Origin of the sequence: Klebsiella sp. BIGb0407, from assembly GCF_024807845.1 — a bacterium.
In the GTDB taxonomy this organism is placed as follows: Bacteria; Pseudomonadota; Gammaproteobacteria; order Enterobacterales; family Enterobacteriaceae; genus JGM124.
Map to the genome: position 1 here is coordinate 295,911 of NZ_JANUEQ010000003.1, position 12,393 is coordinate 308,303.

10 protein-coding genes are annotated in these 12,393 nt (G+C 48.6%); 4 read left to right on the plus strand and 6 right to left on the minus strand.

All coding sequences use genetic code 11. The annotated features are described in order from the left end of the window. Nucleotides 1-18: 18 nt before the first annotated feature. Nucleotides 19-1,383 carry a glycerol-3-phosphate transporter gene (gene glpT / locus M2387_RS11385; protein WP_259049360.1) on the minus strand — a complete coding sequence of 455 codons (1,365 nt, stop codon included), beginning with the start codon at nt 1,381-1,383 and terminating at the stop codon, nt 19-21. Between the two features lie 264 nt (nt 1,384-1,647). Here glpT and glpA point away from each other — a divergent pair, with 264 nt between their 5' ends. From glpA to glpC, 3 genes are read left to right on the plus strand one after another with little or no spacing between them, the layout of a single operon-like run. Next, on the plus strand, nt 1,648-3,279 hold the full coding sequence (gene glpA, locus M2387_RS11390) for an anaerobic glycerol-3-phosphate dehydrogenase subunit A (RefSeq protein WP_259049361.1): 1,632 nt from the start codon (nt 1,648-1,650) through the stop codon (nt 3,277-3,279). After that, nucleotides 3,269-4,528 (plus strand): glycerol-3-phosphate dehydrogenase subunit GlpB, encoded by a 1,260-nt coding sequence (gene glpB, locus M2387_RS11395; RefSeq protein ID WP_259049362.1) that lies wholly within the window; start codon nt 3,269-3,271, stop codon nt 4,526-4,528. Before glpA ends, glpB begins: the two co-directional genes overlap by 11 nt. Further along, complete coding sequence (gene glpC / locus M2387_RS11400; RefSeq protein WP_259049363.1) at nt 4,525-5,715, plus strand: anaerobic glycerol-3-phosphate dehydrogenase subunit GlpC; 1,191 nt, start codon at nt 4,525-4,527, stop codon at nt 5,713-5,715. Before glpB ends, glpC begins: the two co-directional genes overlap by 4 nt. 402 nt (nt 5,716-6,117) lie before the next feature. On the opposite strand, the gene M2387_RS11405 is transcribed toward glpC, so the two are convergent. Then, the gene (locus M2387_RS11405) at nt 6,118-6,402 is read right to left on the minus strand and encodes an E492 group microcin (protein WP_259049365.1); all 285 of its coding nucleotides are present in this window, start codon (nt 6,400-6,402) and stop codon (nt 6,118-6,120) included. Between the two features lie 1,308 nt (nt 6,403-7,710). On the opposite strand from M2387_RS11405, the gene M2387_RS11410 reads away from it, so the two are divergent. Beyond that, complete coding sequence (locus M2387_RS11410; protein WP_259049366.1) at nt 7,711-9,282, plus strand: methyl-accepting chemotaxis protein; 1,572 nt, start codon at nt 7,711-7,713, stop codon at nt 9,280-9,282. Nucleotides 9,283-9,347: 65 nt separating this feature from the next. Here the strand turns inward: M2387_RS11410 and M2387_RS11415 are convergent, their stop codons facing one another. The 4 genes from M2387_RS11415 to M2387_RS11430 form a co-directional block, all read right to left on the minus strand. Next, entirely contained in the window at nt 9,348-9,659 is a 312-nt protein-coding gene (locus tag M2387_RS11415; protein WP_259049369.1) for a hypothetical protein, read from the minus strand. 119 nt (nt 9,660-9,778) lie between these two features. After that, nucleotides 9,779-10,546 carry an ABC transporter ATP-binding protein gene (locus tag M2387_RS11420; RefSeq protein ID WP_259049370.1) on the minus strand — a complete coding sequence of 256 codons (768 nt, stop codon included), beginning with the start codon at nt 10,544-10,546 and terminating at the stop codon, nt 9,779-9,781. A 12-nt stretch (nt 10,547-10,558) separates the two neighbouring features. Continuing rightward, entirely contained in the window at nt 10,559-11,521 is a 963-nt protein-coding gene (locus M2387_RS11425; protein ID WP_259049372.1) for an ABC transporter substrate-binding protein, read from the minus strand. A gap of 35 nt (nt 11,522-11,556) precedes the next feature. Beyond that, on the minus strand, nt 11,557-12,393 hold the full coding sequence (locus M2387_RS11430) for an ABC transporter permease (protein ID WP_259049374.1): 837 nt from the start codon (nt 12,391-12,393) through the stop codon (nt 11,557-11,559).

Here is a 12,393-nt window from a genome sequence, read left to right on the forward strand (position 1 = left end):
TATCACTACCTTTGTTACTTAATGAGCCTCATCACCATTACGTTTCTGCATCATTTCATGGTGGCGCTTTTCGCTCATCATTACGATAAACAGCAAGATAATAGCCAGTACACAACCCCCGACCATTACCATAAACCCGCCATTCCAGCCAAAGTAGTCAACGGTATAACCGACAATAGCACTGGCCGCAACAGAGCCGCCCAGGTAACCGAATAATCCGGTAAAGCCTGCTGCTGTACCTGCTGCTTTTTTCGGTGCGAGTTCAAGGGCATGCAGGCCAATCAGCATCACCGGACCGTAGATCAGAAAGCCGATGACTATCATACAAGCCATATCAACATTCGGATTACCGATAGGGTTCTGCCAGTAAACGATGGTGGCAATAGTCACTAATGTCATAAAGAAGACGCCGGTTGCACCACGGTTACCGCGGAAGACACGATCCGACATCCAGCCACACAGCAGAGTGCCTGGAATACCGGCATATTCGTAGAGGAAGTAGGCCCAGGATGACTTATCGAGCGAGAAATCCTTCACTTCTTTCAGATAAGTGGGTGACCAGTCGAGGATGCCGTAACGCAGCAGATAAACGAAGACGTTAGCAATCGCGATATACCACAACAGTTTGTTTGGCAGCACGTAACGCATGAAGATTTGCTTCGCAGTAAGCTCTTCTTCTGCCTCTTCGTTATAGTCGTCGGGATAGTCGTTTTTATACTCTTCAATCGGTGGAAGGCCACAGGACTGCGGGGTGTCGCGCATTAAAGCAAAGGCAATTAACGCCACGATAATCGCGCCAAACGCGGGCATATAAAGCGCGGATTTCCAGTCGTTAAACCAGGCCATTCCCAGCAGAAACAGCAGCGGAGGCAAACCACCGCCAATGTTATGGGCGCAGTTCCACACCGATACAATACCGCCACGCTCTTTCTTAGACCACCAGTGCACCATTGTTCGACCACAAGGTGGCCACCCCATTCCCTGAAACCATCCGCAAAGAAACAGCAAAACGAACATAATCGCGATGCTCGAAGTCGCCCAAGGAACAAATCCCATAAACAGCATAACGGCGGCGGCAAGAATCAGGCCGACGGGCAGGAAAACGCGCGGATTCGAACGGTCAGAAACGGAACCCATGATGAATTTCGAAAAGCCGTAAGCAATCGAAATTCCCGACAGTGCAAAGCCCAAATCACCGCGGGAGAAACCTTGCTCAACCAGATAAGGCATCGCCAGCGCAAAATTCTTACGTACCAGATAATACGCAGCGTAACCGAAGAATATTCCTAAGAAAATTTGCCAGCGAAGCTTGCGATAGACCGGGTCTATCTGCGCTGCAGGTAAGCGTGCTTTATGTGGCACAGGTTTAAAGATACTCAACATGTAAAGCCTCCATTACCTTCTATCCCATCAGAAGTGCACAGTGCAAATTGTGCAAACAACTCAGTTGTTTTCAATACAGCGGCGATGTTAAGAGAAATAGCCCTACAACTAATGTGAATTACGCCACACATTTAATAATATATGTTCGAAATTGAGCGATATGCGTAATTATATTTTCGAATACTGGCGATATTGAGCAAAATCAAACAAGTCATGTTTTTAATGTGGCTAAATAGTAAGAAACGAACCACATCGGGAAGAAAAATGAAAATTCATGACTCACAAACAAGTGACGTGATTATCATTGGTGGAGGAGCTACTGGCGCGGGAATTGCGCGCGACTGTGCACTGCGTGGATTGCAGGTGACGCTGGTGGAGCGCCATGATATAGCTACCGGAGCAACCGGCCGAAATCACGGTCTGTTACACAGCGGTGCACGCTACGCGGTTACCGATGCGGAATCTGCTCGCGAGTGCATAAGCGAAAACCAAATACTGAAACGCATAGCGCGTCACTGCGTGGAGCCAACCGGAGGGCTGTTTATCACCCTGCCGGAAGACGAGCTTTCATTCCAGGCCACTTTTATTCGTGCCTGTGAAGAAGCGGGTATTAGTGCACAAGCCATTGATCCCAAACAGGCACGTATTATTGAACCCGCGGTCAATCCGCTACTGACCGGCGCGGTGAAAGTACCGGATGGCACCATTGACCCCTTTCGTCTGACCGCTGCCAATATGCTCGATGCCAGAGAGCACGGCGCCGTTATTTTAACTGCTCATGAAGTCACCGGGCTCATTCGTACCGGAACCCGGGTTCACGGAGTCAATCTGCGTAATCACCTGACCGGTGAAACTCTCTCTCTGCATGCCCCCGTGGTGGTTAATGCCGCCGGGATCTGGGGGCAGCGTATTGCAGAATATGCCGATTTAAGTATTCGCATGCTTCCGGCGAAAGGTTCTTTGTTAATCATGGATCACCGAATTAATCAGCATGTGATTAACCGCTGCCGTAAACCTTCTGATGCCGACATTCTGGTGCCCGGTGATACCATCTCACTGATTGGCACCACCTCCCAGCATATTGACTACAACGATATTGACTGCAACCGCGTGACCGCCCAGGAAGTGGATATTCTGCTTCGCGAAGGGGAAAAACTGGCCCCGATTATGGCTAAGACCCGCATTTTGCGTGCCTACTCCGGCGTGCGCCCGCTGGTTGCCACGGATGATGACCCCACCGGTCGTAACGTCAGCCGCGGTATTGTGTTATTTGACCATGCTGAACGTGACGGAATGGACGGATTTATTACGATTACCGGCGGGAAATTAATGACCTACCGTTTAATGGCCGAATGGGCGACCGACGCGGTTTGCCGCAAGCTGGGGAATAATCGTCCCTGCACCACCGCCGACACGCCGCTGCCGGGTTCACAAGAATCAACCGAAAGCACGCTTAAGCGCGTGATCTCCCTGCCCGTCCCGCTACGCGGCTCTGCCGTTTATCGCCACGGCGACCGTACTCCCTCCTGGCTCAGCGAAGGCCGTCAGCACCGTAGTCTGGTCTGTGAATGCGAAGCCGTCACCGCAGGCGAAGTGCAATACGCGGTTGAAAATCTGACCGTGAATAGCCTGCTTGACTTACGTCGTCGTACCCGCGTGGGAATGGGAACTTGTCAGGGAGAGCTGTGTGCCTGCCGGGCAGCAGGTTTGCTACAGCGATTTAATGTCACCACCGCCGCACAATCTATTACTCAGCTTTCTGACTTCCTCAATGAGCGCTGGAAAGGGGTGCAGCCGATTGCCTGGGGAGATGCCTTACGCGAAAGCGAGTTTACTCGCTGGGTGTACCAGGGATTATGCGGTATGGAAAAGAAGGAGCACAAACATGAAATTTGACTCGGTTATTATCGGCGGTGGCCTGGCCGGTTTACTTTACGGCCTGCAACGGCAAAAAAGCGGCGTACGCTGCGCGATTATCACCCGAGGCCAGAGTGCACTGTCCTTCTCTTCAGGTTCTCTCGATTTACTCAGTTACCTGCCGGATGGTCAGCCTGTTACCGATATCGAAGCCGGTCTCGATACCTTGTCGGAACAAGCCCCACGGCACCCTTATAGTATTATAGGCACCCAAACCGTGCTGCAACTGGCGCAGCAGGCACAAAACCTGCTGGCAGAATCAGGGGCGCATTTGCAGGGGGATGTTCACAGCATCCAGCACCGCGTCACACCGCTGGGGACTCTGCGCTCAACCTGGTTAAGCTCGCCAGAAGTGCCACTCTGGCCCCTCTCTGCCAAACGTGTTTGCCTGGTAGGCATCAGTGGATTGCTGGATTTTCAGGCACATCTGGCCGCCGCCTCGCTGTCCGAACAGGGAGTGACGGCCGAGACCGCTGAAATAGAACTCCCGCAGTTAGATGTCCTGCGTGATAATCCAACCGAATTTCGCTCGGTGAATATTGCCCGCCAGCTGGATAAAGAAGATCTGTGGCCGTCGCTGTACGAAGCATTGTTCCCGATAGCCAGAACCTGCGAAATGATAATCTTACCGGCCTGCTTCGGGCTCGCCGATGAGCGGCTCTGGCGCTGGCTTAATGAAAAACTCCCCTGCTCAGTGATGCTTCTTCCTACCCTGCCACCTTCGGTTCTGGGTATCCGTCTGCAAAACCAGTTGCAACGGCAATTTGTTCGTCAGGGCGGTATCTGGATGCCCGGCGATGAGGTGAAGAGAATCACTTGTCACGATGGCGTGGTCAGTGAAATCTGGACGCGTAATCATGCGGATATCCCACTGCGTCCGCGTTTTGCCGTGCTCGCCAGCGGCAGTTTCTTTAGCCAGGGTTTAGTCGCCAGTCGGGACAGTATCAGAGAACCTATTCTCGGTCTGGATGTGCAGCAAACCGCTACTCGCGCAGACTGGTATCAGCGTGACTTTTTTGACCCCCAGCCCTGGCAGCAGTTTGGCGTGATGACCGATGAAACATTGCGCCCCTCACTGGCGGGTAAAACTATCGAAAACCTCTATGCCATCGGTTCGATACTCGCTGGATTCGACCCAATAGCTCAAGGTTGTGGAGGCGGCGTCTGTGCCGTCAGCGCATTGTATGCCGCCCGGCAGGTCGCCAGACGCGCAGGAGAGAAGCAATGAACGATACCCGCTTTGAAAGTTGCATCAAATGCACAGTCTGTACCACCGTTTGTCCGGTAAGCCAGGTGAATCCGAGCTATCCGGGACCTAAACAGGCCGGGCCGGATGGCGAACGTCTGCGTTTGAAAGATGGCGCCCTGTATGATGAAGCCCTGAAGTATTGTATCAACTGTAAACGCTGCGAAGTCGCCTGCCCGTCGGATATAAAAATCGGCGATATTATCCAGCGAGCCAGGGCAAAATATGATACTACCCGGCCATCGCTGCGTAATTTTGTCCTCAGTCATACTGACCTGATGGGCAGCATCTCGACGCCATTTGCCCCGCTCGTGAATACCGCGACCTCACTTAAGCCGGTGCGCAAGCTGCTCGACTATGCCTTAAAAATCGACCATCGGCGGACACTGCCAAAATACTCTTTGGGTACCTTCCGTCACTGGTATCGCAGCATCGCGAAACAGCAAGCGCAGTTTGAGGATCAGGTCGCCTTCTTCCACGGCTGTTTTGTCAATTATAACCACCCTCAGCTTGGTAAGGATTTAGTTACCGTTCTGAACGCGATGGGAACCGGAGTACAGCTGCTGAATAAAGAGAAATGCTGCGGTGTTCCGCTTATTGCCAATGGTTTTACGGATAAAGCGCGTAAACAGGCGGTCAGGAATGTCGAATCACTGCGTGAAGCCATTGAGGGAAAAGGTATTCCGGTCATCGCCACGTCATCAACCTGTACTTTTGCGCTTCGCGATGAATATCCGGAAGTCCTCGATGTTGATAACTCTGGCCTGCGTGAACATATCGAACTTGCCACCCGCTGGCTCTGGCGTAAGCTGGATGAAGGCAAAACACTGCCCTTGAAAAATTTGCCATTAAAAGTGGTTTACCATACGCCCTGCCATATGGAAAAAATGGGTTGGACGCTTTATACCCTTGAACTGCTGCGTAAAATTCCGGGACTGGAACTGACGGTACTGGATTCCCAGTGCTGCGGCATTGCAGGAACCTACGGCTTTAAGAAAGAGAACTATCCCACGTCGCAATCTATCGGTGCACCATTGTTTCGTCAGATTGAAGAGAGTGGCGCGGATATAGTCGTCACCGACTGCGAAACCTGTAAGTGGCAAATTGAGATGTCCACTAGTAAACGCTGTGAACATCCCATTACTTTACTGGCACAGGCGCTGAGATAGGCGTTTTCTGATAGTGACCAGTACCCTGGGGCAGACAGGAGAGTGAACGTAAAACAGTCACATGATCTTATACATATATTCCGTGTAAATTTTTTCTCAGAAGTGACCGTACCGGCGGTCACCGTAATAAATGATCCGGACATTTAATATTTAAATGATATTGCCTGGGAAAACTTTTCATTGGTGAGTTAAAATTAATAAGGTTGAATAAAAAACATCATCACACAGATTTAATGCCATTCTTACACCAAATAATTAACTAGTGTCATGTTTTTATTGTTAATCATTCAACCTATAGTATATTCACCCCGCATCATAACAACATCATGAATTACATGATGCTTTATATATGCATTATTATAGATTATTTTATATTTTTTTGACCACTATGACTGATGGTACCTATTTCCTATTATTAACATTATTCGGTGTGTTACTTCCACTACCATTCCAATTCGGCCCCATAAGTACCGGAACAGGTACATTAACGGGGCCATGATTAATTAGCCCTTGCCCTACAGTTTGTAAAGCCCCTGCAGTTGCACCCAAAGCCATACCCGCTGGGCCACCACGGACACCAAAGGCGGCACCCCATGCCATATTTTCACCTAAATCTTTCACTAATTTATCATTAGGATCGCCAGCACCAAAAACGAGAGCTAAATCTTGTTTACTGATTTCTTTCATAAATTAATTCCCTTTATTAGATGAAGAACCATTAATTGATTTTATTATAAAAATCATTAGATTTATAAACATAGAAATTAGTGAGGAAAGAAAACAAAATAAGAAAAAATCATCAAATATTTCATATCGCCCACTAATATATACGTTTGATAAAGGATATGCGAAGCATACTGAAACCGATATTAGTATTAATATAAATATTTGCAACTTCTTTTTATGCAAGTCAGTATTTCCGTGTAGAAAAAATAAACAAGCCAGTACGGAAAAGAAAACAGGAGCAAAACAAAATGAAAATAAAGTCATACGCAGTCCATTAAATAAGTCATGGGAAATATCATATAATAAATATTTTAAATTTGTTAAATATTATTCAGACAATAGATGTACGCATAATCACGCTCATTTTTTGTGATATATACCCGTCATATTTCAAGCTGTTTGGGCGTTGCATACGCTCAGATAGCGAATTACATAGTTTATCTATGCTCATCGGCTGTCTGAGCTTTGCGCCTACAAGCAACTCGAATTATTTAGGGTTATAGGCAAATTGACAAAATATTTGTGTTAACATTTTTTCATCCACCCTCTTTTGCTCTACCCGCAAGAAGTCCCCAAGAGAGTCAGTTTCATCTAAAATTAAGTCAGGTGGATACATCTTAGCCGGGAATACGAAGCCACATATACCAAAAAAACTTTCTGGTGCGGGCAGAACATCAAGAGCCCCTTCAACCAATACTGATGAAGCATTCCGCTACATTAACTGGAGTATAGTCAGGCCAAGTTGAGCGTTCAATATTATTATTGCCCCCTTCCAAGGGCCATCAGCTGGAGTGCCAGCTGATGGCCACAAAAAAAGCCAGAACAACTGTGATGGGCATCATTACGTTAGCTATAGAGGCAATCAAGTCCGCTGTACTACCGGTAATGGATAACTGATAAATTACATACAGGTTAACTGAACGTATTTTAACTCGAATGGACTTTTCATATATTAAAATAATATGACGACTTGACTGGATTATCGTGAATATTAAGTTGATTTATTATTTTGATAAATTCTTTAAATTCTAATTATGACTCTCTATTTATAACAGGGAAAATATTTATGCTCATAAGAGAAATATAAATACATAAAAAATAACCATACAAATCAACAGAATCCCCTCGCTTTCAATAACAATAAGCCATAACTTCAAACAAAACGCATGAAGCTCTTTAATTTTATGCCGATAGAGATCTGTGACCCAGGGTCACCTGGACGCGAGAAAAATGTTTTGATATTCCTGACTAAACTTGCGGAGTAAGATTATGATTCGGCCAGAAAAAATAAAATTAAGCGTCATGCTGATGATGGCATTCCTTTTTGTCATTTTGATGGGGGTTTTTGTTACAGGGTTTGCCGGAATTAAGCTTAGAACTGCAAATGAACAGCAGGATCTCACCGGAGCACGACTGGCTGATTTACAGTTACTTCAAACATTAAAAGATAATATAAACCAGCAAAATATGCTGCTGTTGAGCTATCTCTCCGATAACAGACAACAGCAAAATAGTCAGGAGCAAAAGTTTTTTACCCTTCAGAAAAACAACGATGAGACTATTTCTCAGTTCCGTATGCTGATTAACGGTGCCAGGGCAATACCTGGCATTAACATTAAAGAAGTTGATGAAGCTTCCGGGCTATTAGAGAAAATAGAACTTGCGGCACCGATGGTGAGCACCAAGGCTAAAACGCTGTTTGGGCAACAGGATAACGCCGCTAAACAGACTCTGAATGCTGATTTGATACCCGCTATCTTAGGCTATCACTCCGCAGTTGATGATATGGTCTCTTACCAGGCTCGTGTCACAACAGGGACGGCAAAGGGGTCTTCCCAGGCTATTTCGGGCGTTTTTGTCACCTTATTCGTGCTGACTTTTGTATTCGCAGCATTGGGATTAACTCTGAGCTGGCTGATAACCCGCCGACTTCAACGTCAGCTGGGCGGGGAACCTGCTCAGGCGCAAGCACTGGCAGCCGCAATTGCGGCAGGCGATTTGACTTCCCAGATTATCCTGAAGAAAAACGATACTTCCAGCCTGCTCGCTTCGCTGGAGAGTATGCAAACTAACTTGCGCAGGCTGGTATCAAAAATCAAGGATACGTCGTCGTCAGTGGCCCTGGCTTCCGATGAGATATCAGAGGGGAATGCAGAACTTTCCTCTCGTACCGAACAGCAAGCTGCGGCGTTACAGGAAACTGCTGCGAGTATGGAACAGCTTACAGCTACCGTAAAAAGTAATGCTACAAGCGCTCAGCAGACAGCTATGTCAGCCCGGGAAACAGCCTCTCTTGCCCGCTCTGGTGAGAAGGATATGCAACGCATGTCCGGGACGATGAAAGAGATCTCACTCAGCGCGGGGAAGGTGCGGGAGATTACTTCTGTCATCGAAAGTATTGCTTTTCAGACCAATATATTAGCACTTAACGCTGCGGTAGAAGCGGCGCGTGCGGGTGAAGAGGGTCGCGGTTTTGCCGTTGTCGCAGGAGAGGTCAGAACGCTGGCACAGCGTAGTGCTACCGCGGCCAGAGATATCAAAGTTCTGATTGAACAAGCGGTTAGCCAGGTAGAAAACGGGGTTGTCGTTGCAGCCGGTACCGGCCAAAGTATTCTGAAAATTGTCGGCATGGTCGGTGAACTGGCGGAAGCGATGGACAATATATCGATAGCCTCTGCGGAGCAAATGCAGGGTATTTCTCAGGTCAGTATTGCGGTTAACCAGATGGATAGCGTGACACAAACCAATGCCGCGCTGGTTGGTGAATCCTCTACCGCCTCCCAGTCTCTCGCAGATCAGGCGCATAACCTGCGGAATATGGTTGAAGCGTTCCGCGTTTAATTCCTCAGAGGGTAAATCAGTGATTAAGCGCCTCTTAATCACTGACAGTGATGCTATTCATCCACTCAAAGTGGATGAATAGCATCTACTTCATGCTGAAAAACATATGGATCCGACAATAAGTAAAATTTCTCATCATCAGGATAGGTAACAGCCACATGGTAGTCGTTACCCGCGAAAGCTTTAACCGCCTCAATACCGTCCCAATATGTTGCAAGGAAAAAATGTTCCCAGCTACCTTGGGTCACTCTTTTTACAAAGGCACCTTTGTTACCTTCGATATTCTGAGAATGCCTCACCCCCGTTAAATCAAGATGTACAGCGAAATCCTCAGCGTGTTCAAGCGGTACACACCCATGCCATGTTCTTACTATCATTGTTCTTCTCCAGATATAGCAGAGCTAACAACTTAACTGAAAAAGACAGGGTCAATCAAAAACAATATCCGCATACGCCATGATCGGTAAGGCATCCAGACAACCGGAAATATGACAGATTAATGCAAACCAAACTCAGCCATCAGTTGCTGGCGCAACGCCACAAACGCCTGGCTACTGCGTTCCCTTGGGCGCTTCAGAGCCACTTCAATGATACGAATCGCATTGCCTTTTTCTTTCGGTAACACCAGCACTCTGTCAGCCAGGTAGATAGCTTCTTCCAGATCATGAGTCACCAGTACCATGGTCAGATTACCGCGCGCACGGATACGCTCCAGCTCTTCCTGCATGGTGATGCGCGTCATGGCATCGAGAGCTCCCAGCGGTTCGTCCAGTAACAAGATTTCCGGGTCAATCGCCAGCGCTCTGGCAATACCCACTCGCTGCGCCATGCCGCCTGAAAGCTGTCCTGGCAGCGCACTCTGATACTGCTCTAAGCCTACCAGTTGAATCGCCTGTTGTGCTCTTGCCCGTGCATTACTGGCTGAGACACCCTGAAGGTCTAGCCCGAAACGGACATTATCCAGTACGGAAAGCCAGGGCAGTAGCCGGGGTTCCTGGAAAATCACCGCCCGCTCACGGCTCATGCCATGTACCTCCCGCCCGTCAATATTCACCTCTCCGCCGTCCGGCTCCTCAAGACCCGCGAGGATACGCAGAAGTGTGGTTTTGCCACAGCCGCTGGGGCCAACGATAGCAATGCTCTGCCCTCCTTCAATGTGTAAATTTAAGCCACGAAACACATCAAAGGGTTTGCCCTCAAGCGAAAACGCTTTATGTAAATGCCGGATAGTGATTTCGCCTGAACGAATAGATTCTGTCTGCATGTGCACCTCCGGCTAGACTTTAAGTAAGATATCGCTGGTTTTAAGCTGGCCTTTGTTAATCACACCGCCACGCTCAAGAATATCAATCCAGAACTGAATATCATGGTCTTCGGCACGGCCGCCAGGACGAACGCCATAGCCGGTAAAGTACTGGGCCAGTTCCGGGTTCTCACCACGCGCTTTTAGCTGCTCGGCCAGTATTTCACGGGTTTTCTCCGGGTTTTCACGGGAAAAATCAAGTGCCCGGGCTGACTGGATAACAAAGTCACGTGCCGCCTGCGGATGCTGTTTAACAAAATCAGCGCTCAATACCGTAAATCCTCCGGCAATTGGCCCCAGCACTTCGGTATCATTAAACACCGGGCGTAGTCCGCCGTTACTACGAGCGGCACCTTCAAAGGTGGTCTGCCAGTAACCAAAAGCGGCAACATCCACTTGTCCGGATCGCAGAGTCTGCTCTAACTGCGGCCCTGGTACTACCACCGGGCGTGCAGCTCTTTCAGGAAGATTAGCCTTATGCAGCGCCTCACGCAGGGTATAGTCGAGATGCGCACCTAAGGTATTAATAGCAATGCTTTTACCCGCCAAATCTTTTACCGTTTTTATCGGGCTGTCTTCGCGCACATAAAAAATAGATTTCGTCTCGTCATCTATCCCGTTAGTCGGATACGCGGCCACAAATTTATTACCACTGGCAATCGCATTAATCACCGCAGGGGTTGCAGCAGAGCCAACCTCGATACTGCCCGAAGCGAGAGCAAACAGGGACTCCGGCCCACCGCTGGCATAACCGACATTCTTCATGTTAATGCCAGTACCTTTAAAGTAGCCCAGCGCATCAGCCAGCTCATGGGCCGAAATTCCCCCGTGGCTTGGCATATAGCGCAGGGTCACTTGTTCCTCAGCACTGGCGGTAAAACTGGTTGCAGCCATTAGCAGGGTCGCGCCCGCAATCAAAGAGTGCGAAATCTTCATATTCTGGTGTCCTGTATAAAAAAGAGAATGAGTAATTACCGGCTACGGGGATTCCAGCGACACAAACGACGCTGCAACAGAACCAGAAGGGTGTTGGTTAATAGCCCTGCCAGGGCAAGAAGCAGAATAGAAGCAAACATCAGCGGTATTTGGAAATTGTACTGGGCGTTAATGACCTGAAAACCTACACCGCGGTTGGCTCCAATCATTTCTGCGGCAATCAGCAGCAACAGTGCCGTAGTCGCAGACAGACGCAGGCCAACAAAAATACCCGGTATTGAAGCCGGAACAATGACCCGGTAAAACAGGGTTAAACGCCCGGCTCCAAAGGTTCTCGCCATTTCGAGTAGTTTGCTGTCCACCTCTTTAACACTGCTGATGGTCGAGAGTAATACCGGGAACAGAGCCGCCCAGAAAATCACAAAGACCTTTGAGGTTTCGCCCAGACCGAAAATCAGAATAAAGACCGGGTATAGCGCTAAGGCGGAGGTCTGACGAAACAGTTGTAGAATCGGATCAAGCGCCTGCTCAATCACCCGGCTCTGTCCCATAAACAGGCCTAGCGGAATACCAATAATCACCGCAGAGAAGAATGCCAGACCCGCACGTTGCAGACTGATGGTGATATCACCCAGCAATGAGCCCGAAACAATACCTTGATAAAGTGCGCTTATCACTCTGTCCGGAGGGGGTAATACGGCCGGATTTAGCCAGCCAACGTGGCTGCCTGTCTGCCAGAAGGCGACAAACAGCAGCAGTAAACCATAGCGCGAGGCCAGATTCAGGCTGCGTTTATAAGCAATAGTTACCGAAGGGCTGGCGGAAACCTGCTTTTTTTTACTGCTCGCCCTAGGGGGATAAATAATACTCAT

Bases quoted from the DNA above. Each gene is read 5' to 3' on its own strand.
- glpT (WP_259049360.1), bottom strand. From the start codon at position 1,383: ATGTTGAGTATCTTTAAACCTGTGCCACATAAAGCACGCTTACCTGCA.
- glpB (WP_259049362.1), top strand. From the start codon at position 3,269: ATGAAATTTGACTCGGTTATTATCGGCGGTGGCCTGGCCGGTTTACTT.
- M2387_RS11425 (WP_259049372.1), bottom strand. From the start codon at position 11,521: ATGAAGATTTCGCACTCTTTGATTGCGGGCGCGACCCTGCTAATGGCT.
- M2387_RS11430 (WP_259049374.1), bottom strand. From the start codon at position 12,393: ATGAGTATTATTTATCCCCCTAGGGCGAGCAGTAAAAAAAAGCAGGTT.
- M2387_RS11420 (WP_259049370.1), bottom strand. From the start codon at position 10,546: ATGCAGACAGAATCTATTCGTTCAGGCGAAATCACTATCCGGCATTTA.
- glpC (WP_259049363.1), top strand. From the start codon at position 4,525: ATGAACGATACCCGCTTTGAAAGTTGCATCAAATGCACAGTCTGTACC.
- M2387_RS11410 (WP_259049366.1), top strand. From the start codon at position 7,711: ATGATTCGGCCAGAAAAAATAAAATTAAGCGTCATGCTGATGATGGCA.
- M2387_RS11415 (WP_259049369.1), bottom strand. From the start codon at position 9,659: ATGATAGTAAGAACATGGCATGGGTGTGTACCGCTTGAACACGCTGAG.
- M2387_RS11405 (WP_259049365.1), bottom strand. From the start codon at position 6,402: ATGAAAGAAATCAGTAAACAAGATTTAGCTCTCGTTTTTGGTGCTGGC.
- glpA (WP_259049361.1), top strand. From the start codon at position 1,648: ATGAAAATTCATGACTCACAAACAAGTGACGTGATTATCATTGGTGGA.